Origin of the sequence: Sciscionella marina DSM 45152 (assembly GCF_000379465.1) — a bacterium.
Classification (GTDB): Bacteria; Actinomycetota; Actinomycetes; order Mycobacteriales; family Pseudonocardiaceae; genus Sciscionella; species Sciscionella marina.
In genome coordinates, this window is record NZ_KB905385.1 from 80052 (window position 1) to 103300 (window position 23249).

Consider the following 23249-nt stretch of genomic DNA (forward strand, 5'->3'; position numbering starts at 1 on the left):
AGCGGCATGGAACGAGCCGTCGCGCCGACGATCCGGGGCCGCTGTCTACGCGCGGCGCGAAGGGACGTGGTGATCGGCGCGATCGTGCTGATCATGGGCATCGTGCTGGTGATCGCGAATCCGGTCTGGTCCTCGGGTGTGGTCGCGCTGTGCGGGATCGCGGTGCTGCTGAACGGGCTCGCGCACCATGTGCTCGGGGACAAGGGCGCGAAGGCCGCGCGGGCCGTGGCCTGGCTTGCGGTGCTCGCCGCCGCGGTGTTCGCGGTGCTCTACCTGATCTGATCGGTGCCCGCCGGGATCGCGCGCGCGGCACGCAGCCGGGCATCGGCGAACCTCCGTGACCGGCCGAGTACCCGTAGCAGGGTGGCGCGCGGACGGTCGGCGAGGTCGTTGAGCTGTCCGACCCGGTAGGAGAACCGCTGGGTGCGGGCGATGAGCGGGCGTTCCCGCGTTTCCCACTGGCGAAGCCGGTCCTCCAGGGTTCCCGCGCCGTGGGTGACCGTGTGCGCGAGCCCGGCCGCGGCCAACATCGCGCAGCCACCGCCCTGCCCGAGATACGGCGGCTGGGCGTGCGCGGCATCGCCGAGGACCGCCACTCTGCCCGCGGACCAGGAACGCAGGTCGAGGCATTCGAACTCGTCCCATCGTGGCGCGGCGCCGAGCTCCCGCAGCAGCGGTTCCGCCTGCGGGAACGCGGAGATCCAGGGTTCCTGCGGGACCGGATCACCGATGGCGGAGATGTCGTTTTCCGGGCAGACGAGCGCGATGTACAGATCGGTGGCGCTGCTCGGGGTGTAGAGCAGGAAGCGGTTGCCGGACAGGAACTCGATGTAGTCCTCGGCGTCTTCGGTGGGAACCAGTCCCGGGGTGCGCGGGATCAGGAACCGGGCGCAGCGCTGGCCGAGCGCCCGCCTGCCGCGCAGCAGGCCGAGTCCGTCCCGCAACCGGGACCCGGCGCCGTCCGCGGCCACCACGAGATCGGCCCGGTGCCGGGTGCCGTCGGCAAGTTCGAGCACCCCGGAAGGCTCGGCGCGGACCGCGGTCGAACCGGTCACGATCCGCACCCCGGCCGTGCGCGCGGCGTCCAGCAGGGCGTTGATGAGCCGTTCGCGCAGCACCGTGAGCACCTCGACGCCGCCCGGCCGGTTGATCGGGATCCGGCTGAGCACCCGGTCGCGATGGTCGCGGGTCTGGATGAAACCGCCGTGGTGGGCGCCGTCCACGGTCTGTTCCAGGACCCCGAGTTGCGCGAGCACGGCGAGACCGTTGCTCCACAGGTAAATCCCGGAACCGAAGGCGCGCAAGGATTCCTCGCGTTCGTGCAGCCGGACGGACCAGCCGTGGCTGGCGAGCGCGGCCGCGACGGTGAGGCCGCCGATACCGCCGCCGGCGATCTCGGCATGGCCGGTGTATGCGGGCATGTGTCGTCCCTGGAGGTGGTTCGCCCCGCCGGACGCGGCGGGGAACGGAATCGGCCGGGAAACGGGCGGCGGCCCTGCCGGCCACGCGCACCGCCTCCGCCAGATCACGTCGGGTGACCTGGGACGACGTCGAGCAGAATACGGCCGGGGGAGTTGTATAGCAAGCTATGTACTTGGTTTGCTAAGGTTTCTCCTGGTCAGGATGCCGATACCGGATGGAGCGGGTGGTGGCGGAGCGAACCGGGGAGGATCCGATCGATCCGGCCATGGCCGTCGAATGGGCCGAGGCCTGCAACGGCATCTACCGCGTGCTCAAACGCGGGCGTGGCACCGTCGGGCGCGAGGGTGCGGGGGTGAACCTGACCGAATCCCAGGTGGCGATGCTCGAATCGGTCGCCAAGGCCGGGCCGCTGCCGGTCGGGGAGATCGCCCAGTCGGCGGGGCTGGCCCAGCCGACCGTGACCCGCATGCTCAACACGCTGGAGAACCGGGGGATCGTCCGGCGGGTGCCCAGCGCGCGCGATGACCGGGTCGTCCTCGTCGAGCTCACCGAACCGGGTGCACGGCTGTGGCAGGAAAAGCACGCGCTGCTGCGCGAATTCCAGCGTGATGCGCTGCAGCGGTTCGCCGCGGAGCGCAGGCCCGAGGTCGTGGCCATGCTGGGTGAACTCGTCCGCATCATCGAGGATCAGATCGGCGGGCGCGATTAGCGGATTCTTGACGACCGCCATCAATGCGACATACCGTGGCCGCGGCCGACGACATTGTTCCGTATTTCCGGGGAGTGCCTGCCGTGCTCCCGGCCCGGTCCCGTTCGGGACGGAAAGGACCCCAGGAACATGCTCAACACTGTCATCATCGACGGCTGGCCGATCGAGTACGTGGACTCCGGTGACCCCACCGCGCCCCCGTTGATCATGCTGCACGGCTGGGCCCAGGATCACCGGCTGTTCCGGCATCTCGAACCGCTGCTCGCCGAGCACTACCGGGTGCTGCGGGTCAATTTCCGCGGGCACGACGGACGGCTGACCGATCGCGGGGACTTCACGGCCGAGGATCTGGCCTCGGACATTCTGGTCCTGATCGAGCGGCTGGGCCTCGAGGACGTGCGGCTGCTCTCCACCTCGCACGGTTGCTGGGTGAACATCGACGTGCACGAACGCCTCGGTGAGTCGAGCCTGGGCCGCACCGTGGTGCTCGACTGGCTGATGCAGCCCTTCCCCGGTTTTCACAAGCAGATCCGCGAGGGCTGTGAACCGGAGACGCACGTGGCCGCGCGGCAGAGCCTGTTCGACGAATGGACCGAGGGCACCGACTGCCTCGACGTGCTCGATCACGTGAACCGCGAGATGACCTGGTTCGGCGGTCCGATGTGGATGCGTGCCTGCCGGGAGATCGAGAAGTCCTACGCCCACTGGGGAGATCCGCTGCGCCGGATGGCCGAACTCTCCGGGCGGCTGCGCGTGCGGCACATCTACTCGCAGCCGCTTTCCGCCGAATACCGCACCTTCCAGGAGGAGTTCGCCCGCGAACACCCGTGGTTCGATCCGGTGCACATTCCCGGGCAGACGCACTTCCCGACCCTGGAGAACCCGGCGGCGGTGGCCGAGGCGGTGCTGTCCTTCTACGCCTGAACTGCTACGTCTGCGCAGTGCTCACTTGGCCGCGTTCTCCAGGATGGCATTGAGCTCCTTGGGGGTGACCCCGTTCGCCGCGATCTTGGCCTCGGCCAGTGCGCGCAGGTCGGCCTTGGCCCTGCGCCAGCGGGCGAGCTGTTCCTCCTCGGTGAGCCCGAACCCGCCGAGCATCAGCCCGCGCACCGTGTCCATCGCGGTGTAGAGGAAGTTCTGCAGCTCGCGCAGCCAGGGTTTGCCGAGCGGGAAGCGCTGGGTGAAGCTCAGGATCGCGCTGGTCGCCATGGGCTCGACCACGTTCATCTGCTCGCTCAGTTCGGGATCGGTGCGCGCGGCGAGCCAGAGTTCGGTGGTGGCGATGAAGACCGGTCCGTTGTGCGTCTCCCAGAGCAGTTCGAGCGCGGCGTCCAGGGGGTCGTTGGTCTTGCGGATGGTGGCCATCCGCTCGAAGGCTTCCTCGGCGCGGCGCATCGCCAGGTGCCGGATCGCGGCGACGACCAGGCTGGCCTTGGTCTGGAAGTAGTGTGCCTGCGCGCCCCTGGTCACCCCGGCGCGTTCGACGACCTTCGCGGTGGTCATACCCGCGTAGCCGTACTCGACGAGGCAGTCGATCGTGGCGTCGAGCAGCTTGCGGCGGGTCTCGGCGCGCCGCTCCGCCTGGGTGCGGCGCGGCCGCTGCTGGGCGAGTTTCGACAAGCCCGACACCTCCTCCTCCGGGGCGTATAGCGAATCTACCATCGAAACCGCCGGTAAGTTTCGAGATGCTCGTGCGCCCTGCGCTGGGCGAAGTAACCTCCCCGCGGCCAGCTCGTTTGACGGTACGAGACACCTTAGACACAACCACGTCAGCAGCCAAGCTTCTAGACATTCATGCACGAGTGCATGTATCTTCTCGCACACCTTGTGGTCCCGGTCATAGAGACGCTACTCACCAGGCGGGAGGTCGCGGCGCATGCTGGATGTGCATCCGCTCGAGCGTGGGCCGCTCGCCAGAACGGTCTGGCAGATCGGCTCGATGATCGGATTCGCCGTGGTGACCGCTGCCTCGGCGGTGAAGGTTCTCGCGGGCCGCAGGCTGAACGTGCGCGAGACCTATCAGCAGACCTGGTTTCTCGCCTCGGTGACGCTGCTGCCCACCCTGCTGGTCACGATCCCGCTCGGGGTGCTGATCGCGATCCTGGTCGGTTCGCTTGCCGGGCAGCTGGGTGCGCAGAACTACACGGGTGCGGTGGTCGGTTTCGTGATCGTCGGCCAGGTGGCGCCGTTGATCTGCGCGCTGATGATCGCGGGGGTGGGTGGTTCGGCGATCTGCGCGGATCTGGGTGCCCGCAAGATCCGCGAGGAGGTGGATGCGCTCGAGGTGATGGGGATCCCGAGCATCGACCGGCTGGTGGTGCCGAGGGTGATCGCCGCGGTCGTGGTGACCGTGCTGCTGGACAGCCTGGTGATGGTGGTCGGGGTCGGATCGAGCATGTTCGTGCAGACGATCGTGCTCGGCAACTCCTCGGGTGGGTTCCTGCAGACGCTGACCCAGTTCAGTCAGCCCGCGGATTTCTTCGTGGCCGCCGTCAAAGCAGCGGGGTTCGCGATCGCGGCCGCGGTCATCGCTTCGTACAAGGGACTGACCGCGCGGGGCGGTCCCGGTGGGGTCGGCGAGGCGGTGAACGAGACCGTGGTGCTCGCGTTCACCATGGTCTTCGTCATCAATGTGGTGCTCTCCGAGCTGTACCCGGTGCTGATCCCGGGAAAGGGGGAGTACTAGATGGCACTTCCCATGCGCCGGGTCGTCATGGTGCAAGGACGGCGGTTCGTGGACGCGCTGGCCGAGCTGGGCGATCAGTTCGTGTTCTATCTGCGCAGCCTCGGCGCGGTGCCCAAGGCGATCCGCTCCTACTGGCAACAGGTCGTGGTGCTGATCGGGCAGATCAGTTTCGGTACCGCGAGCATGATCGCGGCGGGCGGCACGGTCGGCGTGGTGTTCGGGATGGCGTTCATCACCAGTGCGCAGCTTGGTTTGGAGGGGCAGCGCGGGCTCGGGCTGATCGGGTTGACCCCGCTGACCGGGTTGCTCGGTTCGGTGGTCAACACCCGGGAGCTCGCCCCGCTGGTGGCCAGCATCGCGCTCGCGGCCAAGGTCGGAACCGGGTTCACCGCGCAGTTGGGCGCGATGCGGATCTCCGAGGAGGTCGACGCGCTGGAGAGCATGGCGGTGCGCTCACTGCCGTTCCTGGTGACCACCAGAATGCTCGCCGCGCTGATCTCGGTGCTGCCGCTGTATCTGCTGGGCCTGTTCGCCTCGTATCTGGCCACGTATCTGTCCATCGTGGTGCTCAACGGGCAGTCCTCGGGTACCTACGACTACTTCTTCCAGCTCATGCTCACCCCGCAAGACGTGGTCATCTCGGTGGCCAAGGCGTTGATCTTCGCGATCATCGTGACCCTGGTGCACTGCTACTACGGCTACACCGCGCGCGGTGGGCCCGAAGGTGTCGGCCGCGCCGCGGGACGAGCGCTGCGCACCAGCCTGGTCACGCTGGTCATCCTGGACATGATCCTCGCCTTCGCGTTCTACGGCATTCCGCCGAAACTGCCCGGGATCGGGGTGGGCGGCTGATGGACGTCTCGAAGCGGCAGGTCTCCAGGCGCGTGCGGGCGCTGCGCGGGCTCGCGGTCGGGGCGGCGCTGCTGGTCGGTGGCGTATTCGCGGTGCTCGCCAGCATGGGCGGGCTGACCACGCTTCCGGTGATCAGCTCGGTGGTGGAAGTGTCCGGGAGCCCGCTCGCGGTCAATGCTCCGGTGCAGTACCGGGGGGTGGTCGTCGGCAAACTCAAGACCGTGGTGCCACTGGCCACCGGGCGCACCACGTCGCGGATCGAGATGCGCATCCAGCCCGAGCAGCTGCACCGGATCCCGTCCTCGGTACAGGTGCGCATCCTGCCCCGCACCGTGTTCGGCGACCAATTCCTCGACCTCGTCGATGTACGACCACACGCCACGACCACCCTCACCGCGGGTTCCCGCATCGCCCCGGACCGCTCCAAGCAGACCGTGGACCTCTACGACTCGTACGAAAAGGCCTACGACCTCATCACCGGACTACGCCCCGCGCAGATCAACCAGGTGCTCACCTCGCTGTCCACACTGCTCGACGGCAGAGGCAACGAGATCGGCTCGCTGATCGACCGCGCCTACAACGCTTCGGGCGAACTCATGCCGCTCACCGGCAAGATCAAGCCGACGGTGGAAGCCTTCGCGAACATGTCCGGCAAACTCCGGCAGGCCGCGCCGGACACCTACGGGGTACTGCGGAACGCCGTGGACCTGTCCCAGTTCGTGGCGCACCGCCAGGGCGATATCGCCGCGCTGCTCGCCGGTGGCGGGGCCGCGGCGGACCAGGGCACCGGGCTGCTCGCGCAGAACAAGGACAACATCATCCGGTTGCTGCACACCGGAAATCCGGTCGGGTCCACCTTCGCGACCTATCCGGAGGGCCTGCCGGACATGTTCAAGGCACTGGCCAATCTCGGTAACTCCACCGACGGGGTGAGCAACAAGACCACCATCCACGCCAACCGGATCGATCTGTACGACTCGAAGCCGTACACCTCCAAGGACTGCCCGCGCTATCCCGGGCTGGACGGGCCGAACTGCTCGGTGCCCGCTCCGCCCGATCTGCCGCTGCAGGGCGAACAGAGCCGCCCGCCGGGGGATGACCAGCTCGGCGGCGGGCAGCAGCGCACCGAGCCTCCGCAGAGCGAACCCCCGCAGAGCGAGACCCCGCAGACCGAGACTCCGCAGGATGAGACCGCGAAACTGCGCTCGCTGCTCCCGCAGATCACCGGTTCGAACGAGCAGCCGCCGAAATCCGTGGACGGCATCCTGCAGATGTACCTCGGCACCGCGCTGCGCGGATCAACGGTGGTGACCAGATGAAGGATATCGGCGTGCTCGTCAAGCTCGGCGTCTTCCTCGTGGTGACCTCGCTGAGCACGGTGCTCATGGTGAACACGCTCGTGCAGCCGATGGCCGATCCCACGTATCACTACAGTGCCCGGTTCACCGATGCCGAAGGTGTCACCCCGGGAAGCGATGTGCGCATGGCCGGGGTCCGGGTCGGCCGGGTCACCGGGGTCAGCCAGCACGATGGCGTCGCGCAGGTGGACTTCGAGGTGGCCACGAAGCAGAAGGTCAGCCCGGACAGCACGGTCGCGGTGCGCTATGCCGATCTGCTCGGCAGCCGGTATCTGGCCGTCGGGCGCGGTGTCTCGCTCGGCCAGCGCCTGGAACCCGGTTCGGTGATCCCGTTGTCCCGCACCACACCCGCGGTCGATCTGACCACCCTGCTCAACGGATTCCGCCCGCTGTTCGACTCGCTCGAACCCGAACAGGCCAACCAATTGGCGCGCTCCCTTGTCCGGGTGTTCCAGGGTGAGAAGGAGCCGATCGAGCAAGTGCTGAACACCGTGGTCTCGCTGACCTCGAAGATCACCAAGGACGATCCGCTCATCGGGGCGCTGCTGGACAATCTGAACTCGGTGATCGGGTCGGTGCTCGGCAAAAAGCAGCAGTTCACCTCGCTGGTGTCCGCGCTCGGCAAGCTCATGCGGCTCGCCGTGGACGAACGCGGGCAGATCAGTGATGTGCTCGACTCCACCACCCGGATGGCGAACACCCTCGCCGGGGTCACCGAACAGTCCGGCGCGAAACTGACCAACAACCTCACGCTGCTCAACCAGGTGTCCGGTCAGCTTTCCCAGCATGGACCGGAACTGGTGCGTGCCTTCGGTTCCGCGAGCACGGGATTCGCCAAGCTCGGCAACCTGACCTCGTACGGCAGCTGGGCGAACGTCTATCTGTGCAGCGTGAGCCTCAAGCTCGGCCCGATCGACACCACTCTGCCGCCCAATATCCACAGCGGGGTGTGCCGATGAACCTCAGCTCGATCAATCCGTTGCGCGCCGGGTCCATCGGGGTGCTGCTGATCGCGGCCGCGCTGCTCGCCGCGATCTTCGTGCCACGGGTGACGTTCGACGCGAACACCCATGAGTACACCGCCGATTTCGTGAACGCATCGGGGCTGCAGAACGGTTCCCAGGTGTACGTGGCCGGGGTGCCTTCCGGGCGGGTGACCGACCTGGAGATCGAGGGCGATCACGTGGCCGCGCACTTCCGGCTGGACCGCGATCAGCAGCTGGGCATCCGCACCACCGCGGAGATCAAGATCCAGACCGTGCTCGGCCGCCGCTACATCGCGGTGCGCCCGGCCGGGACCACCCCGATGCGGTCCGGGGACACCATTCCTGCCAGCAGGACCTCGGTCCCCTTCGACGTCGGCTCGCTGGCCCGGTCCGCATCGAGTACCGCGGGAAGCCTGGACATCCAGGCGATGCAGGACGCGATCAGCACGCTGCGCGGCAACCTGCCGACCGATCCGAAACTGATCGGGGACACCCTCAGCGGCGTCACCGGAGTCAGCAAAATGGTCGCCGAACGCAACGACCAGTTCCAGAAACTGTTGCGTGGAGCCAAATCCGTGACCGATGTGCTGGTCGGTCAGCGCAAGAACCTCAAGGAACTGCTGGGCAACGCGAAGGTGGTCGCCGAATATCTCGTGCAGCAGCGGGACGCGATCTCCACCCTGCTCACCGTCACGAACAAACTCATCGGCCAGGTCAGCCAGCTCATCAAGGACAACGAGGCCAAGGTCGATCCACTGCTCACCAACCTGGTCACGCTCGCCGACGGCCTGAAAAAACACCAGTCGCTATTGGCCGAGGCGCTGAAGAACCTGCACGACGGCTCGAAGAATCTGGCCAATGCCACCGGAAACGGGCCGTGGATCGACTTCGCGGTCCCCGGGATCCTGCTACCGGACAACGTCGACTGCGTGCTCGGCCTTGTCAAGGGGTGTAAGTGATGCAGCGCTGGCGCAAACTCCTCATTCTCGGCGTGGTGCTCGCCCTCGTCGCGCTCACCGGCTGGTTCGCCTTCCTGCGGCCGAGTGCGCACCTGACCGTGCGCGCGGAGTTCACCGCCACCGCGAGCCTGTTCGCCGGGAACAAGGTCACCCAGCTCGGCCTGCCCATCGGCAAGGTGGAATCCGTTGTGCCGCACGGGAAAACCTCCACGGTCACGTTCACCGTGCCGAGCAGCACGAAGATTCCGGCGGACGCGCAGGCCTATGTGATGAACCCGGACGTGATCAGCGACCAGTACCTGGAGCTCACCCCGACCTATCACGGCGGCCCGCTGCTGAGCGACGGTGCGCGCATCCCGGTGGAGCGCACCCACGCCCCGGTGCCCTGGGACAAACTCGTGGACACCCTGGACACGCTCGCCAAGGCGTTCGGGCCGAGCAAGGACGATCCGCAGGGACTGCTCGGCGGTGGACTCAAGGACACCGCCAAAGCCTTCGACGGCAACGGGAAGAAGGTCAACGAGGCGATCAAGAGCATTGGCAGCGCCAGCTCGCTCGTCGTCTCCGGTACCCCGGACGCCAAGCGCATGCTCACCAGCCTGCAGCAGCTGGTCAGCGTGGTGGACGAGAACCAGTCCTCGATCGATTCCCTTTCCGGCACGGTCAATGCGATCACCGGGGAATATCAGTCCCACCAGCAGACCATCAACGACACCATCGGCAAACTGACCGGGCTGATGCAGCAGGCCTCGGACCTGCTCAACAAGTACGGCAACCGCATCGACGGAACCGTCAAGAGCTTCGCCGACACCACACAGACCCTTTCGGACCTGCGCTACCGGATTGTGGACGGGATCAAATACCTCCCGCTGGCGATGCAGAACCTGTCCCGGACGATCAAGGACAAACGCGCCCGGCTGCGCATCGATGTGTCGACAAATCTGCAGCAGTTCGCCTCCACGCAGGAACTGTGCAAGACACTGCCGAATCCGCTGTGCAGCGGGGCGGGAATCGTGAACCCGATCCCCGGCCCGCCGCCACCGCAATGGGATCCGCTCGCCTTCCTCGATCCGGCACGGGGGGCGAAATGACGCGCAGGTTCACCGTTCTCGCCTTGGGCACGCTGCTCACCGTCGCGCTGAGCGGCTGCGGGCTCAGCTTCCAGAACTTCCCGATGGGCACCGGTTCCTCCGCGGCAACCTATCCGATCACCATCGAGGTCAGCGATGCCGCGCAGCTGCCGGTCGGCGGTCTGGTCCGGGTCGGGCAATCGGATGTCGGCCGGGTCGCCGAGGTCACCGTGCACGACTACGTCGCGCGGATCACCGCGAACATCAACAACGGCGTCGTCCTGCCCAAAGGTACCGGGGCGCGGCTGCAGTTGCCCTCACCGCTCGGCGAGGAGTACGTGAAACTGCTGCCACCGCAGGGAACCGGCACGGCACCGATGCGCGGCGAGGACGTCATCCCGCTCGCCGACACCTCCCGCGGCCCGGATCCCGAGCAGCTGCTCGCCTCGCTCGGCACCCTGCTACGCGGCAGCGGTATCGCCCAGGTGAAGACCCTGGTGCGGGAGACCAACACCATCGTCGGCGGGCGCGAGGGCGAGATCCGCGAGCTGCTGTCCAGGGTGCACACCGTGCTGTCCACTTTGGACTCGCAGAGCGGGAACATCGAGAAGACACTGCACAATCTGAACCAGCTGACCGGCTACGCGAACGAGAACAAGGCGGTGCTGGACAGGGCGATCACCGAGACCGAACCCGGGATCAAGGCGATCCTCGCCCAGAAGGACCGGCTCAACTCGCTGATCGGCAAGGTGGGCGATCTGTCCGCGACCGTGGAAGGGGTCGTCGGGAAGAACAAGCGCGACATCGTCGAATTCATCGACAAATTCCAGGCCCCGCTGTCCAGCCTGGCCAAGATCGGCGATCAGGTCGGCACCATCACCAAGGGCATCTCGAAGGTCGGGCCGAACCTCACCGCCGGGGTACCCGGTGATTACCTGACCGTGAACATGCGGGCGGATCTGCCGCCGCTGATCGGCAAACTGGTCGGGCAGGTGGCCAACGGTCTCGACCGGCCGGACAAGGCACCGCGGACCGGTGGTCCGGACAAACTGATGCAGAAGGCGGTGGGGAAATGAAACAGCGGATGCCGATCATCCGGTTGATCGCCTTCATCGTCGTCGGTTTTCTCGCCGCGGGCCTGGTCGTCGCCCAGACCGTGGGGCAGGACGCACTCTCGGGCACCTACCGGGTGAGCATGCACCTGCCGGAAACCGGGGGAATAGTGCAGAACTCCCAGGTGACCTATCGCGGCACCCCGATCGGCACGGTCGACTCGGTCACCATCGATCCCGGCGGCAACGGCATCACACTCGAGCTGGCGATCAAGACCGAGTACCGGATCCCGAAGGACACCATGGCCGCGGTGAGCATGGATGTGCCGATCGCGATCGAACACGTGGACCTGCAGCCGCGCACCGATTCCGGGCCCTACCTCGCCGACGGGGACACGATCCCGGCCAGGGACACCGAACTCCCCGTCCCGTTCGACCGTTTCCTCAAGGACGGCACCGATCTGCTGTCCACCATCGACACCAAGGACCTGGCGAAGGTGGGGGACGAGGCACAGGACGCGCTGTCCGGGATGGAACCACAGCTGCACACCCTGCTGCGGAATTCCGAACAGCTGATGGGGACCACCGAGGAGATCACCCCGCAGCTGATCGACCTGACCGACCGGGGAACCGCGACAATCCAGAAGAATCAGGGACTCGTCGACCAGTTGCCCGCGCTCGCGAAGAAAGTACGCGGGATGACCGCCGATATGAAGGGGCTCACCCCGAAGGCGGGTGCGCTGCTCACCGACGGGAACGCGATGATCAGGCGGATCATGCCGATCCTGAACCGCAATCAGCGCTCCATCGCGCTGATCGTGTCCAACCTGGCCAATGTCACGCAGGTACTCTCGCTGAACCTGCCCACCCTGGCCGGATCGCTGACCGACGGGCCGAAGGGCATCAACGACTTCTCCAGCGTGTTCTTCCCGAGCCCGCTGCATCCCGGGGTCACCGATGCCGCGGTCGACCTCACCGGGGCGCCCGGCCCGGTGTGCTACTACGGTACCCAGCGGCGCACCCCGCAGCAGACCGGTTCCCGGCCGGTCGAGGCCAACTGGAACTGCCCGGGCGACAAGCAGTACCTGCAACAACGTGGCTCGGTGAACGCGCCGCGATCCCCGACGAATCCCGAGATCGGTACCTATGATCCGAAGACGCGGATCGCGACGAGGCAGGACGGTTCGAAACTGAAGCTGGGTGACGGCAAGCCACCGGTGACCGGGCCACAGTCCTGGAGCGCTGTCATGATGCAAGGAATACAGTAGGGATTCGACGATGAGCGAGACGACCGTGAACGACGAAGACACCGATGCGATCGAGCGCAAGTGGGTCGAGGACGACACCACCGAGACCGACGCCGCCGGAAAGGCCGAAGCTCCCGAGGCCGCCGGGACCGAGGCCGCCGAAACACCGGACTCCGAGGCCGCCGAGGCCGCGGAACCCGAGGCTGCGGAGACGTCCCCCGAAGCCACTGAAGCCGAGCCCACCGGTACCGAGCCGCGACGCGCCGCGAAATGGTTGCGCGCCAAGGTTCTCGTGCCGAGTGTGGCCTTTCTGGTGGTGCTCGCCGCCGCCGTGTTCTTCGCGGTCAGCTACTTCCAGCTCAACTCCGCCGATTCCGACCGCACCGAGGCACTGCAGGCAGGCAACCGGATCATGAAGAGCCTCGGTGACTTCGACTACCAGGACATCAACAAGAACATCGAAGCGGTGACCGCGGACGCCAGCGACGGATTCCGGCCGCAGTACAAGAACCTGGTCAACCAGTTGCGCGGCAAGGTGCAGGAGCTCAAGGCGAAGTCCACAATGGACATCGTCGCCTCCGGGGTGACCCGGGTACAGGGTGACAAGGCCGATCTGGTCTTCCTCTCCAACCAGACCGTCACCAACGCCCAGCACAAGGAACCCGTCGTGCAACCCTGGCGCACCCAGGTCACTCTTGTCCGCCAGGGCGGCAGCTGGAAACTCGACGGCATGACCTTCGTGTGAGAATGTCCGACTCGGCTGCCTGGCGGTGTGGGTTGCCCGGGTGGCAACAGCGGCTTCGCCGCCGGAAAAGACTTTGTCGCGGCACCCTGCCCGGTACTGCGCCGTTGGCCACAGTGTCGTGAAACGGAACAGTCGATATCGGTTAAACCGGTGTCCGTCGGCCATTCCGCCCCAGTCCCGCGTCCGCCGCCAGCATATCGCTCCCGAGCATCCCGCGACCGAACAGGATCTCAACCTGGCTCAACCACAAGGAAAACGACACGCCACGTCATTTTGTGACAAGTTCCTGACCCGGCCTGGCGAGCCAGCAGCTGCCGGTCGGTCCGTGCGTCAGGGATGGTTCAGCATGGTTTCCGGCCGCGTGTGTAGACCAACCGGAAAAACCAGTACCGCATGAGCGGGTCGCGCAGTAGTTCCTGGAGTCGCGCCAGTTCATCCGGGGTGCATCCGGCTGCGGCCAGTGGGGGTTCGGCTTGCCGTACGAGGGCTTCGAGCACTTCGCCATGTGGGTCGCCGCCCATGGCGGTCTCGGAGAACTCCTCGGCGTGCAGCTCGTGGAGCTCGGCGGCGGCCATCCGGCGGTAGACCCGGTGCCCCCATCGGTAGTCCTGGTCGGCGGCCGGTCCGACGATTTCGGCCGCGATGCGCCAAACTTTCGCGAATATCGCTTCGTCGTGCGTGCTGGGAGCGGAGATCGACTGCGGGAAGTGGACTACCTCGCCCAATACCAGCCACCCGCCCGGCGCGAGCGCGTCGACGAGCATCTCGAAGATCTCCTCGCGACGCGGCAGGTGCACCAGGACCAGTCGCGCGTGGATCACGTCGAACGGACCTGGTACCGGGAGTCCGTCGTTGATGTCGTGGCGGTAGATCTCGATGCCGGGACGTTCGAGGAGATGGTCGGTCTCCAGGTCGACGGCGACCACGGTCCCATCCGGGCCTGTGCGGTCGGCCATCCAGTTCGCCACAGATCCGCTGCCCGCACCGAGTTCCAAGCAGCGTTGGCCGGGCAGGATGCCGGCCGTGCCGAGGAACTCGGCGGTCTTTCGGCCGAGCACCAAGTCGAGACCGGTGACATGCTGTCGACCGGACTCGGAACCGGTATCGAAAAGGTATTCGCTTTCGGGCATGGGGTGCTCCTCGGGGACAACGGTCTGAGCTCGAATCCACCGCCACCGGATACTCCTCGCTATCGTTCGATGACCCGAATCCGGTGTCTGCGGTGGGGCTGATGCCGGTATCGCGGCTGGTATACGAGGCGGGTCCGCTTCGGCATGGGTCGGGTCTGCGCCCAGTCGCTCCAAGCCTACGGACGCGGCATCTGATGGTAGTACGGATACTCGCGATCACTGAGCTGAACGCCGTCTCACAGGGGACCTCCGTATACCGGATGCCGGAATGCTGGGAAATCTCACCGGCCGGAGCTCAAACGTACCTGTGCCGAGCCCGGCTGGACCAGGATCAAACCTGCCAACTCCTTGACGCAGGACACCGACGGTGTCTCGATCCGTTGTCCCGGCGCCGAACGTACCCATGCCGAATCCGACAAGCACGGGAACGATTCTCGCTGAACAGGCCGCCATCACCGTGCACCAGGACCCGCCATCACCGAACCGTCCATCCCCGAACTCCAGGTTCGATTACTTGTGCTGTGCGGTGGCCGGTGCGATGTCCGCTCAGCAAAACCGCCGGAGCATCGCTGATGGTCCCGGATCCGGTTCGACCCTCGAAGTCGATTGCAGCGTGGGGGCGCGCGTTCGATCCCCGCGACCGCGGTGTTCGCGCGGGCGCGGCAGAGAGATGACCGGGCAGCGTGGCGGCTCGCTGATGGCTTTCCGGGTCGGTGTGACCGGCTCACTCGTGGGTTGCCGCCCCTGATCCGAACGAACCGCCCGACCGATCTTCGAACCCGGGACGATGTTTCGTCCGAAACGGGGCCGGGTATGGGCGACGTCGAACGGACGGAACGCCCGCAACACCGCCACCCGCTCAGGCGTTTCCGTTCGCCGAACCTACCATGAAGGAGTATGCCGATGGTGCATCCGATTCCCCCTGGGCCCGAGCCGATTCCAGGACCGCCGGACCCGCATCCGGTGCCGCGACCTCCCGATCCGATGCCGCGGCCCACGCCGCCACCGGATCCTCCGACGCCGCCTCCTCCCTCGGAACCGGAACCGACGAACGGTACCGGTCTGGGAGCCGGCTGTGGTCATCCGGGCGGTTCGGATGCGGCCTCCGCGGCGCGGTTCGATCGCGCCGTTCCTCATGTTCGGCGCGGGGCAGGCAGGTCATCAGCCCACCGCCGCTGATGAGGTCCACGATCGAACCGGTTGAAGCTGGCCGGGGCCATCGGTGCCACGGCCATCGACGTCGGGTTTCACGCCCATGACCCACGCGGGCGCGAACATCCGGAGACGACCAGGAACTGCTTGGCCGGTTCGGTCAAGGTGACCGGAACGCGGCGATATCCGAGCAGCGATCCAGTTCGCCGTTCTTGACGAGCAGTTCGAGCGAGACGCAGGTGGAGAGCAGCACATCGGTGAGGCGTTCCGCGACCTCCTCGCGGGTCTGGTCCGGCCGCCATGGTCTCGAACCCGCCGAACCGCCAGTGCCAGACGCAGCAACGGCGCCGAGTCCGGATCGCATGGATCGAGCGAAACGAGAGGGTGTTTCGATATGAATTCCGTTCGGTTTTCCCTACCGACGACGCCCGACCGTCAGGAGAATGCACTGCGGAATGCGAGTCCGAGTGCCACGTAACGCTCGCGGGAATCAGCCCAGGTGACGGATGTGGGCGAGCCAGGCCGGCCGGTCCAGAATTCCGACCGGCAAGCCGGATTCCGCCCAGTGCTTCTCGTTCACCGAGACGCGATAGGAACTCTGCTCGATGGACTCGATCTTCCAGTCCGCCCCGAATGCCGCCCGGATGGTGCCCGCGCTGATCTGTGGCCCCATCCTGGGTTCGGCCTCGGCGAGGGCGAGAATGTGCACGAGCGCGCCAGGCAGGCAGACGCGATGCAGCGCCTCGGCGTAGGCGCGCCCGCTCTCGCCATCGAAGACGTGGAACAGGGCGCTGTCGAGCACGGTCTCGTACCGGGCCGGACCGGTGAGCGCGAGCGCGTCGGCGACCTCGAACCGGGCCGGAACCCCGTGTGCGGCGGCGTTTTCCCGGGCCCGGGCGATGGCGGAATCGGCGAAGTCGATGCCGAGGATGTCGTAGCCGCGTTCGGTGAGCGCGATCGTGTGCTCCCCGGTTCCCGCACCGGGTTCGAGTACGGCGCCGCGGATGAGCCCGGCGCGTTCGAGTTCGAGCACGGCGGGCTGGGGCTGGTCGATGATCCAGCCCGCGGTGCCGTTCTCGTAGGCCGCTTCGAAGGTGTTTTTCGTTGTCATACCCCGAGCATGCAACCTAAAGCAAAGTTGAGGTCAACCCTTGGGGTGCGGCCGCCAGGCGAGCCGGGTCGCGGTGCTGACCACGGCGACGAGCGGATGACGGCGCGGGTGCAGGTGCATGCTGTCCGGCGCGGTCTCCGGGCGGGCCTGGAATTCGGCGAGATGCGTGGCGAGCCTGCCCATCCGCGGCATCAGGGTGTCGGCGAGCCCGGCAAGGCTGCCGAAGGGGGTGTTCACCGCGGGCGCCCGGTGGGTGAGCGCGCGCACGACCAGCGCGGCGGCCTGTTCCGGTTCCATGGCGGGCAGCATCCGGTACGCGCTCGCCCCGGGTTTGCTCATCGGGGTGCGCACCAGCGGCACTCGCACCGAGCTGAACGTGATCCCCTCGGCGAGCAGTTCGCGCCCGGCCACCGCACCGAATTCGTCGAGCGCGGCCTTGGAGGCGAGATAGGCGGAGAACCGTGGCGCGTGCACCTGGATGCCCTGGGTGGTGACGTTCACGATGTGCCCGAACCGTTGCGCGGTCATGCTCGGGATCAGCGCCAGGGAAAGCCGCAGCGGGGCGAAGTAGTTCAGCGCCATGGTCCGCTCGTAGTCGTGCATCCGTTCGGTGGACGCGGCGACGGGGCGGCGGATGGACCGGCCCGCGTTGTTCACCAGCATGTCCACGGTGCCCTGTTCGGCGAGCACCTGCTTGACGAGCGCGTCCACGGCCTCGTCATCGGTGAGATCGCAGGGATAGCTGGCCGATTTCCCGCCCGCGGCGCGGATCTGGTCCCGCACGGTGTCCAGTTCCTCCGCGCGCCGGGCCACGAGCACCACGTTCGCCCCACGCTCGGCCAGTTGCAGCGCGGTGGCCCGGCCGATACCCGAGGATGCGCCGGTGACGAGCACGGTCCGCGCGTCCATCCGTTGCCTGCGCGCGCGATCCGGATCGAGCTCGGCCGCCCAGTGCCGGTAGAGGACCGGGGCATAGTCGGCGAAGGCCGGGCACTCCAGTCCGCTGCCGGTCAGCGCGCGCCCGGTCTGCGCCGTGTCGAACTCCACGGGGGCGTTGAGTGCGGGGAGCAGCTGCGGCGGGATCCCGATCTCGTTGAGCGCACCGGCGATGGACTTCTTGCCGGGCCGGGGTTTCTCGTTCGCGTTGAACGCGCGGCCGAGCTTGCGCATCCGCCCGGAGAGGTCGATCGGCAACCGGGCCCGGATGCGTGGACCGCCCGCGGCCGCGCTGAACGCGCTCGCGATCTCGTTCAGGCTCTGCGAGCGCGGGGAGGCGAGGTGATAGGTCGCCCCGGACGGTGCCGCGCGGTGCATGAGGTAGGCCATCGCATCGACCACGTAGTCCACCGGAACCACGTTGGTCTTGCCCAGTTCCGGGGAGGCGAGCGGCAGCCAGGAGGGCAGGCTCGCGAGCCTGCGCAGCGCGGGCAGGAAATAGTACGGACCGTCGACCTTGTCCATTTCCCCGGTCAGCGAATCCCCGACGACCGCGGAGGGCCGGTACACCCGGAAGGGCACCGCGTCCTGGCGGCGGACGAGGCGCTCCGCGGCGAACTTCGTCGCGTGGTACGGCGTCGGGAACCGCTGGCCCAGATCGAAATCGGACTCGGTGAACCGGCCGTGGTGGTCCCCGGCCACCGCGATCGAGGAGACATGGTGGAACAACCCCGCGTTCGCGTTGCGCGCGAAGCTGAGCGCGTTGGCGGTCCCGGCGACGTTCGCCTGCTCGTTCGCGGCCTCGTCCGCGGTCAGGTCGTAGATCGCGCCGAGGTGCACCACGTGATCCGGGGCGCCGGGCAGTGCCGCCGGGTCGACGCCGAGCCCCTCGGCGCTCAGATCGCCGAGCACCGGGACCACCCGCTCCGGATGCGGCCAGTCCTCGGTGAGCCGGTCGAGGCGGGCCTTCGAGGCCTCGCGCACCAGCACCGAGACGCGCTCGCAGTCCGGGCGTTCGAGCAACCTGCGCACGAGCCGCCTGCCGAGGAATCCGGTCGCTCCGGTCACGAAGTAGTGCGTCATGAGGAGATAGTATCTTACATGCGTGCATGCACGCATGTATTTTGCGGCACGTTCTCGTCCGGGTGCACCCGGGGGTGCAACCGAAGTTGGACCCGCCGTTCGATGTGTACCCAGGGTCGCGAAAACTACCGTTCGTAGCATGAATAGCGAACTGTTGGATATCGTTCTGGGCCTCGCCGCCGTGGCCCTGGTGGTCCTGATGATCGTGCGCCGGACGCGTGGGGTTCCGGTTTCGGCTCGCAAGCTGCTGATCGTTCCGCTGGTCCTGCTGGTGGTCGGGGTGCAGCAGATTTCCGGGGACCTGCACGTGATGAGCCGCATGGACTGGGTGCTGGCGCTCGTGTTCGCGGTGGTGAGCCTGGGGGTCGGGGTGCTGCGTGGCACGCTGAGCCGCCTCTACGAGCAGGAGGGCCGCGCCTGGATGCGCTACACCTGGGTGACCGTGTCCGTGTGGCTCGCCCTGATCCCGCTGCGGGTCGGCATGGTGGTGCTCGCGAACGTCCTCGGCGCCTCGGTGGCCGGTGGAACCCACCTGATGTTCCTGCTGCTCGCGCTCACCTTCGGTGGGGAGGCGCTGGTCGTGTTCCCGAGGGCGCGCGCCAGGGGGCTGGTGATCGCGGCGAGCCCGGTGCGGGCGTAGGACACTGTGTTGATGAATGCCGCTGTTCTCGCGGTCCGCCTTGTGGTGCTCGGCGCGATCGGGTTCGCCCTCGGATTCGAACCGGGCTTCGGTCTGCACGGCGTGCAGGCGCTCACCCTGGCCGGGTTCGTGCTCGCCGTATTCGGCTGGATCGGGACCGCCCTGCTCGCGGACGACCGGTTCAGACCGAAGGTCGCGCTGCACGCGGTGTTCGTGGTGGGCGGACTGCTGATCGTCCCGGGGACCATGCAGACCGCGCTCGGCCTGATCCTGGTGTGTGTCGCACTGCTGTCCACCGCGACCGGGGTGCGTGAACCGTACGCGCTCGGGATCACCATCGCCGCCGGGATCGTGGTCGCTCTGCTCTACGGGCTGCTCGTCGGACCGGTCATCGGGCTGGTGTGGATCCTGCCCGCGGTCGGGTCCTATCTGGCCGGAACGACCCGGCGCCAGCGGCAGGAGCGCCTCGAACAGGCGGAGCTGCTGCTCGCCGAGACGCAGGTGGCGCGGGAACGCGAGGCGCAGGCGGCCACGGCCGAGGAACGGGCACGGATCGCCCGGGAGATGCACGATGTGCTCGCCCACTCGATCGGCGCGGTCAGCGTGCAACTCGAGGCGGCGGACGCGCTGCTCGAGGACGTCCCGGGAACCGAACGCGCGCTCGACTGCCTACGCCGGGCTCGCGGGCTGGCCGCCGAAGGGCTCACCGAGACCAGGCGCGCGGTCGGGGCGCTGCGCGGGGACCCCGGCGCGCTGCGCGGGGTGCTGACCGGACTCGCCGACGGGTACCAGGGGGCCGCGCACCTCGAGCTGCCCGAGACCGTGCCCGCGCTGCGCCCCGAGGCCGCCCTCGCGATCGGGCGGATCGCCACCGAGGCGGTGACCAATGCGGGCAAGCATTCCGGGGGTGCCCCGCTGTGGATGACGCTGAACTCCGCGGACGGCGAACTGTGCCTGTGGGTGCACAACGAGCTCGATCCCGCGGCCGAACCCGGCAGCGGCGGCTTCGGCCTGATCGGGATGCGGGAGCGCGCGGAACGCATCGGCGGTACGGTCACCGCGGGGGCCGAGGAAACGGGGTGGACCGTGCGAGTACGGGTGCCGCATGACTGAGCGTGCGAACGAATCATCGACATCGCGTGAGCGGGCGTTGCGGGTGGTCGTCGCCGATGATCAGACCGCGGTGCGCGAGGGGCTGGTGATCCTGCTGGACACGCTCACCGGTATCGAGGTGGTCGGCTCCGCCGAGGACGGGGAGGGAGTGCTCGAACTGGTCGCGCGCACCGAACCCGATGTGGTGCTCATGGATCTGCGGATGCCCGGCTGCGACGGGATCACCGCGACCACGCGGGTCCGCGCGGACCATCCGGGCACCCGGGTCGTCGTGCTCACCACCTACGCGGAGGACGAAGCGGTGCGCGAAGCACTGCGGGCCGGGGCGATCGGTTTCCTCACCAAGGACGCGGGCCGGGCCGATATCGCGCGCGCCATCGAGGCCGCCGCCGCGGGCCAGTCGGTACTGGACGCCGAACTGCAGCGGGGACTGCTCGCCGAACCGGAACGCAGGCCCGATCCCAGCCTCGCCGAGCTCTCCGAACGCGAGCGCGCCGTGCTGCGGCTGATCGCCGGCGGCATGGCCAACCGGGAGATCGCAGCGGAACTGGTGATCAGCGAGGCGACCGTGAAGAGCCACATCAACCGGATCTTCGCCAAGATCGGGGCCGCGGACCGCGCGAAGGCGGTGCGCTACGCGTTCACCAACGGACTCGTCACTTGAGTTCCCGGCGCATCAGTTCCTCGACGCGCTCCGGATCCTCGGCGAGCAGGTGATACCCGGCGACCAGGGCGCGGAAGTTGGTCCCCGCCCAGTCCAGGTCGCTGAACTGCGGGTCGATCAGGCCGAGCAGCCCGCGCCCGATCTCCAGGGTGAACACGCCGCGCACCAGCTCGGTGGTGGCAGGCTGGCCGGACTGCCGGAACACGTGCGCGACCAGCCTGCTGTAGCCCTCGATCGATTCACGGGCGAACTCCGCGCCCGCCGGGAACCGGGCAGCGTTGCACAGCAGCTCGTAGAAGGCGACCCGTTCCCACCTGGGCAGCGCCTCGATCATGTGCGCGACCGCCTCGGTCACCGAGCGGACCGTCTTGCTGTCCTCGAGCGCTTCGGCGACCGCGGCGCGGAAAATGTCCGCGCGGTCATTGGCGTACCAGCGAAGGGACTCGGAGACCAGGCCGTCGATCGTGGCGAAGTAGTAGGTCGCGCTCGTCAGCGGCACCCCGGCCCGCTCGGTGACGGCACGATGGGTCACCCCGGCGACCCCACGCTCGGCCACGATCTCGATCGTCGCGCGGATCAACGCATCCCTTCTCGGCTGCTTCCTGTGCGACGAGTCCGGTGATCCCATACCGCGAGCCTATTATGCCGCCCGAACATGGCGCGCGGGGCTCCGTCCCGGGCAGGATGATTGGATGGCAGTCGTGCCAACGGAATCTTGTTGCCAGCGCTACGACCCGCTCGCCGCGTGGCGTACCGGAGACGGACCGGGGTTCGACGTGTTCACCTACGGCACCGTGTTCCTGGACATCGTGTTCACCGGGCTGGGCAGCCTGCCGCGCTCGGGCACCGAGGTGTTCGCCGAGGGGATGGGCTCATGCCCGGGCGGCATCGCGAACCTGGCCATCGCCACCAGCAGGCTCGGCCTGCGTACCGGGCTGGCCGCCGCGTTCGGGGACGACGACTACGCGGACTTCTGCTGGCGCACCCTGGACGAGCAGGAGACCGTTGACCTGAGCTATTCGCGCCGGTTCGCCGGCTGGCATTCCCCGGTCACCGTGTCCATGGCGGCGGCCGGGGACCGCACCATGGTCACGCACAGCCATGAGCCCCCGGTCAGCGCGAGCGAGATGATCGGCGAACCGCCCCGTTCGCGCGCGGTGATCGTGGACCTGGACGGTCCCGAACCGATCGAGGATCCGCGGTCCTGGGCGAGCAAGGCGCGGGCGGCGGGGGCGCTGGTGTTCGCCGATGTGGGCTGGGATCCGAGCGGGGACTGGTCAGCGCGGCTGCTCGGCAGGCTCGAACACTGCCACGCTTTCATGCCGAACGCCGCCGAAGCGATGGCCTACACCAGGACCGACACCCCGCGGGACGCCCTCTACGCGCTCGCCGACCGGGTACCGCTGGCCGTGGTGACCAACGGGGTGCACGGCGCGATGGCGATCGACTCGACGACCGGGGACGAGGCCGATGTGCCCGCGCTGCGGGTCGATGCGCTCGACCCCACCGGTGCGGGTGATGTGTTCGGGGCGGGCATGGTGGTGGGCACGCTGTGCGGCTGGCCGCTGAGCCACCGGCTCGCGTTCGCCGGTGCCTGCTCGGCGCTCGCGGTGCAGCAGTTCGGCGGTTCGCTGGCCGCGCCCGGCTGGGGCGATATCGCCGACTGGTGGCACGCCATGCGGGAGAGCGCGGGCGGCGGCGCCTACCACACCTCGGTGCTGCGCAGGTACGGCTTCCTCGACGACCTGATCCCGAACAAATCGGTCGCCGCGGTGCGCAGGGCGGCGGCCACCATCGCCCGCCGCTCGGATGTGTGAGCCTAGCCGCCTTCCAGCAGTTCCCGCATACCGTCCGCGAGTTCGCGGTGCGCGTGCCTGGCTTTGCCGAAGGCGTAGGGGAAAAGCAGCGCGGGCGCGGTGAACGAGATGGTGACCTCGATGCGGGTCCGCCCATCCTCCTGTGCGCGGATCCGGGCCCGGCTGGTCAGCGTGGTCGACGGCCGTTGCCGGGCGACGGTGACCACTTCCTCGGGCCCGGCGGCCAGCACATCGGTCACGTAGGTGATCGTGAACGGCACCGGTCCGAGCCGGAGCCGGTCGGTCACCGTGGTGCTGCGCAGTACCCCGGCATCCGCCGGACGTTCCCGGGCACCGATGACGAACGGGTGCCTGCTCGTCAGTCTGGGCACATCGGTCAGCAGGGCGACCGCTTCCGCGGGAGTGCACAGTGCCGTGACGGTGTAGTGGAATCGACTGTTTCGCCTACCGAGCATGGCTTCACGGTAAGCGCTGCTCGTCGGCGCACCGCGTGTTCAGTATTACGTATAACGATTTT

24 protein-coding genes are annotated in these 23249 nt (G+C 67.7%); 16 read left to right on the plus strand and 8 right to left on the minus strand.

What is annotated here, in order from left to right:
- The first annotated feature begins 6 nt into the window (after window positions 1-6).
- Window positions 7-282 carry a hypothetical protein gene (locus tag A37U_RS0113150; RefSeq protein WP_157182807.1) on the plus strand — a complete coding sequence of 92 codons (276 nt, stop codon included), beginning with the start codon at window positions 7-9 and terminating at the stop codon, window positions 280-282.
- On the opposite strand, the gene A37U_RS0113155 is transcribed toward A37U_RS0113150, so the two are convergent.
- Complete coding sequence (locus A37U_RS0113155) at window positions 270-1421, minus strand: FAD-dependent oxidoreductase (RefSeq protein WP_020497112.1); 1152 nt, start codon at window positions 1419-1421, stop codon at window positions 270-272. The genes A37U_RS0113150 and A37U_RS0113155 overlap by 13 nt on opposite strands.
- A 227-nt stretch (window positions 1422-1648) precedes the next feature.
- Here A37U_RS0113155 and A37U_RS43475 point away from each other — a divergent pair, with 227 nt between their 5' ends.
- Window positions 1649-2131: a MarR family transcriptional regulator gene (locus tag A37U_RS43475; RefSeq protein ID WP_157182808.1), complete on the plus strand. Its 483-nt coding sequence runs from the start codon at window positions 1649-1651 to the stop codon at window positions 2129-2131.
- Window positions 2132-2260: 129 nt separating this feature from the next.
- The gene (locus A37U_RS0113165) at window positions 2261-3055 is read left to right on the plus strand and encodes an alpha/beta fold hydrolase (protein WP_020497114.1); all 795 of its coding nucleotides are present in this window, start codon (window positions 2261-2263) and stop codon (window positions 3053-3055) included.
- A 21-nt stretch (window positions 3056-3076) separates the two neighbouring features.
- On the opposite strand, the gene A37U_RS0113170 is transcribed toward A37U_RS0113165, so the two are convergent.
- Window positions 3077-3760 (minus strand): TetR/AcrR family transcriptional regulator, encoded by a 684-nt coding sequence (locus A37U_RS0113170; protein WP_026197181.1) that lies wholly within the window; start codon window positions 3758-3760, stop codon window positions 3077-3079.
- Window positions 3761-4007: 247 nt separating this feature from the next.
- Here A37U_RS0113170 and A37U_RS0113175 point away from each other — a divergent pair, with 247 nt between their 5' ends.
- Genes A37U_RS0113175 through A37U_RS0113215 form a run of 9 tightly spaced genes read left to right on the plus strand, consistent with a single transcriptional unit; the run spans window position 4008 to window position 13086 of the window.
- Window positions 4008-4817, plus strand: coding sequence for an MlaE family ABC transporter permease (locus tag A37U_RS0113175; protein ID WP_020497116.1), 810 nt, complete (start codon window positions 4008-4010; stop codon window positions 4815-4817).
- Window positions 4818-5669: an MlaE family ABC transporter permease gene (locus A37U_RS0113180; RefSeq protein WP_020497117.1), complete on the plus strand. Its 852-nt coding sequence runs from the start codon at window positions 4818-4820 to the stop codon at window positions 5667-5669. It abuts the gene before it with no gap.
- Window positions 5669-6988 carry an MCE family protein gene (locus A37U_RS0113185; protein ID WP_020497118.1) on the plus strand — a complete coding sequence of 440 codons (1320 nt, stop codon included), beginning with the start codon at window positions 5669-5671 and terminating at the stop codon, window positions 6986-6988. Before A37U_RS0113180 ends, A37U_RS0113185 begins: the two co-directional genes overlap by 1 nt.
- Window positions 6985-7986 carry an MCE family protein gene (locus A37U_RS0113190; RefSeq protein ID WP_020497119.1) on the plus strand — a complete coding sequence of 334 codons (1002 nt, stop codon included), beginning with the start codon at window positions 6985-6987 and terminating at the stop codon, window positions 7984-7986. The genes A37U_RS0113185 and A37U_RS0113190 overlap by 4 nt, the downstream gene beginning before the upstream one ends.
- Window positions 7983-8972, plus strand: coding sequence for an MCE family protein (locus tag A37U_RS0113195; RefSeq protein ID WP_026197182.1), 990 nt, complete (start codon window positions 7983-7985; stop codon window positions 8970-8972). Before A37U_RS0113190 ends, A37U_RS0113195 begins: the two co-directional genes overlap by 4 nt.
- Window positions 8972-10063, plus strand: coding sequence for an MCE family protein (locus A37U_RS43480; protein ID WP_020497121.1), 1092 nt, complete (start codon window positions 8972-8974; stop codon window positions 10061-10063). Before A37U_RS0113195 ends, A37U_RS43480 begins: the two co-directional genes overlap by 1 nt.
- Window positions 10060-11118, plus strand: a complete 1059-nt coding sequence (locus tag A37U_RS48270) for an MCE family protein (protein ID WP_020497122.1) — start codon at window positions 10060-10062, stop codon at window positions 11116-11118. Before A37U_RS43480 ends, A37U_RS48270 begins: the two co-directional genes overlap by 4 nt.
- Window positions 11115-12362 (plus strand): MlaD family protein, encoded by a 1248-nt coding sequence (locus tag A37U_RS0113210; RefSeq protein WP_020497123.1) that lies wholly within the window; start codon window positions 11115-11117, stop codon window positions 12360-12362. Before A37U_RS48270 ends, A37U_RS0113210 begins: the two co-directional genes overlap by 4 nt.
- 10 nt (window positions 12363-12372) lie before the next feature.
- Window positions 12373-13086 (plus strand): hypothetical protein, encoded by a 714-nt coding sequence (locus tag A37U_RS0113215; protein WP_020497124.1) that lies wholly within the window; start codon window positions 12373-12375, stop codon window positions 13084-13086.
- 341 nt (window positions 13087-13427) lie between these two features.
- On the opposite strand, the gene A37U_RS43490 is transcribed toward A37U_RS0113215, so the two are convergent.
- The 4 genes from A37U_RS43490 to A37U_RS0113245 all read right to left on the minus strand — a co-directional run bounded on the left by A37U_RS43490 (window position 13428) and on the right by A37U_RS0113245 (window position 18498).
- Entirely contained in the window at window positions 13428-14216 is a 789-nt protein-coding gene (locus A37U_RS43490) for a class I SAM-dependent methyltransferase (RefSeq protein ID WP_020497126.1), read from the minus strand.
- Between the two features lie 1312 nt (window positions 14217-15528).
- Window positions 15529-15732 (minus strand): hypothetical protein, encoded by a 204-nt coding sequence (locus tag A37U_RS51465; protein ID WP_020497128.1) that lies wholly within the window; start codon window positions 15730-15732, stop codon window positions 15529-15531.
- A gap of 126 nt (window positions 15733-15858) precedes the next feature.
- Window positions 15859-16479 carry a class I SAM-dependent methyltransferase gene (locus tag A37U_RS0113240; RefSeq protein WP_020497129.1) on the minus strand — a complete coding sequence of 207 codons (621 nt, stop codon included), beginning with the start codon at window positions 16477-16479 and terminating at the stop codon, window positions 15859-15861.
- 33 nt (window positions 16480-16512) lie between these two features.
- Window positions 16513-18498 carry an SDR family oxidoreductase gene (locus tag A37U_RS0113245; RefSeq protein ID WP_020497130.1) on the minus strand — a complete coding sequence of 662 codons (1986 nt, stop codon included), beginning with the start codon at window positions 18496-18498 and terminating at the stop codon, window positions 16513-16515.
- A gap of 139 nt (window positions 18499-18637) precedes the next feature.
- Here A37U_RS0113245 and A37U_RS0113250 point away from each other — a divergent pair, with 139 nt between their 5' ends.
- From A37U_RS0113250 to A37U_RS0113260, 3 genes are read left to right on the plus strand one after another with little or no spacing between them, the layout of a single operon-like run.
- Window positions 18638-19138: a DUF1453 family protein gene (locus tag A37U_RS0113250; RefSeq protein WP_020497131.1), complete on the plus strand. Its 501-nt coding sequence runs from the start codon at window positions 18638-18640 to the stop codon at window positions 19136-19138.
- Window positions 19139-19150: 12 nt separating this feature from the next.
- Window positions 19151-20251, plus strand: a complete 1101-nt coding sequence (locus tag A37U_RS48275) for a sensor histidine kinase (protein WP_020497132.1) — start codon at window positions 19151-19153, stop codon at window positions 20249-20251.
- Entirely contained in the window at window positions 20244-20915 is a 672-nt protein-coding gene (locus A37U_RS0113260; protein ID WP_026197183.1) for a response regulator transcription factor, read from the plus strand. The genes A37U_RS48275 and A37U_RS0113260 overlap by 8 nt, the downstream gene beginning before the upstream one ends.
- On the opposite strand, the gene A37U_RS48280 is transcribed toward A37U_RS0113260, so the two are convergent.
- Complete coding sequence (locus A37U_RS48280; RefSeq protein ID WP_020497134.1) at window positions 20908-21495, minus strand: TetR/AcrR family transcriptional regulator; 588 nt, start codon at window positions 21493-21495, stop codon at window positions 20908-20910. The two genes, A37U_RS0113260 and A37U_RS48280, sit on opposite strands and share 8 nt — an antisense overlap.
- Window positions 21496-21607: 112 nt before the next feature.
- Between A37U_RS48280 and A37U_RS0113270 the strand changes: the two genes are divergently transcribed.
- Window positions 21608-22732, plus strand: a complete 1125-nt coding sequence (locus A37U_RS0113270; RefSeq protein WP_020497135.1) for a carbohydrate kinase family protein — start codon at window positions 21608-21610, stop codon at window positions 22730-22732.
- A 2-nt stretch (window positions 22733-22734) separates the two neighbouring features.
- Here A37U_RS0113270 and A37U_RS0113275 read toward each other — a convergent pair whose 3' ends face one another.
- On the minus strand, window positions 22735-23187 hold the full coding sequence (locus A37U_RS0113275; RefSeq protein WP_020497136.1) for an SRPBCC family protein: 453 nt from the start codon (window positions 23185-23187) through the stop codon (window positions 22735-22737).
- Window positions 23188-23249: the final 62 nt, after the last annotated feature.

What these genes read in the sequence shown, in the direction of transcription:
- A37U_RS0113150 (WP_157182807.1), top strand. Translation starts at nt 7, where the DNA reads ATGGAACGAGCCGTCGCGCCGACGATCCGGGGCCGCTGTCTACGCGCG.
- A37U_RS0113210 (WP_020497123.1), top strand. Translation starts at nt 11,115, where the DNA reads ATGAAACAGCGGATGCCGATCATCCGGTTGATCGCCTTCATCGTCGTC.
- A37U_RS0113185 (WP_020497118.1), top strand. Translation starts at nt 5,669, where the DNA reads ATGGACGTCTCGAAGCGGCAGGTCTCCAGGCGCGTGCGGGCGCTGCGC.
- A37U_RS43480 (WP_020497121.1), top strand. Translation starts at nt 8,972, where the DNA reads ATGCAGCGCTGGCGCAAACTCCTCATTCTCGGCGTGGTGCTCGCCCTC.
- A37U_RS0113155 (WP_020497112.1), bottom strand. Translation starts at nt 1,421, where the DNA reads ATGCCCGCATACACCGGCCATGCCGAGATCGCCGGCGGCGGTATCGGC.
- A37U_RS43490 (WP_020497126.1), bottom strand. Translation starts at nt 14,216, where the DNA reads ATGCCCGAAAGCGAATACCTTTTCGATACCGGTTCCGAGTCCGGTCGA.
- A37U_RS0113250 (WP_020497131.1), top strand. Translation starts at nt 18,638, where the DNA reads ATGAATAGCGAACTGTTGGATATCGTTCTGGGCCTCGCCGCCGTGGCC.
- A37U_RS0113240 (WP_020497129.1), bottom strand. Translation starts at nt 16,479, where the DNA reads ATGACAACGAAAAACACCTTCGAAGCGGCCTACGAGAACGGCACCGCG.
- A37U_RS48275 (WP_020497132.1), top strand. Translation starts at nt 19,151, where the DNA reads ATGAATGCCGCTGTTCTCGCGGTCCGCCTTGTGGTGCTCGGCGCGATC.
- A37U_RS0113270 (WP_020497135.1), top strand. Translation starts at nt 21,608, where the DNA reads ATGGCAGTCGTGCCAACGGAATCTTGTTGCCAGCGCTACGACCCGCTC.
- A37U_RS0113190 (WP_020497119.1), top strand. Translation starts at nt 6,985, where the DNA reads ATGAAGGATATCGGCGTGCTCGTCAAGCTCGGCGTCTTCCTCGTGGTG.
- A37U_RS0113275 (WP_020497136.1), bottom strand. Translation starts at nt 23,187, where the DNA reads ATGCTCGGTAGGCGAAACAGTCGATTCCACTACACCGTCACGGCACTG.
- A37U_RS48270 (WP_020497122.1), top strand. Translation starts at nt 10,060, where the DNA reads ATGACGCGCAGGTTCACCGTTCTCGCCTTGGGCACGCTGCTCACCGTC.
- A37U_RS0113180 (WP_020497117.1), top strand. Translation starts at nt 4,818, where the DNA reads ATGGCACTTCCCATGCGCCGGGTCGTCATGGTGCAAGGACGGCGGTTC.
- A37U_RS0113215 (WP_020497124.1), top strand. Translation starts at nt 12,373, where the DNA reads ATGAGCGAGACGACCGTGAACGACGAAGACACCGATGCGATCGAGCGC.
- A37U_RS0113260 (WP_026197183.1), top strand. Translation starts at nt 20,244, where the DNA reads ATGACTGAGCGTGCGAACGAATCATCGACATCGCGTGAGCGGGCGTTG.
- A37U_RS0113165 (WP_020497114.1), top strand. Translation starts at nt 2,261, where the DNA reads ATGCTCAACACTGTCATCATCGACGGCTGGCCGATCGAGTACGTGGAC.
- A37U_RS0113195 (WP_026197182.1), top strand. Translation starts at nt 7,983, where the DNA reads ATGAACCTCAGCTCGATCAATCCGTTGCGCGCCGGGTCCATCGGGGTG.
- A37U_RS51465 (WP_020497128.1), bottom strand. Translation starts at nt 15,732, where the DNA reads ATGCGATCCGGACTCGGCGCCGTTGCTGCGTCTGGCACTGGCGGTTCG.
- A37U_RS0113245 (WP_020497130.1), bottom strand. Translation starts at nt 18,498, where the DNA reads ATGACGCACTACTTCGTGACCGGAGCGACCGGATTCCTCGGCAGGCGG.
- A37U_RS0113175 (WP_020497116.1), top strand. Translation starts at nt 4,008, where the DNA reads ATGCTGGATGTGCATCCGCTCGAGCGTGGGCCGCTCGCCAGAACGGTC.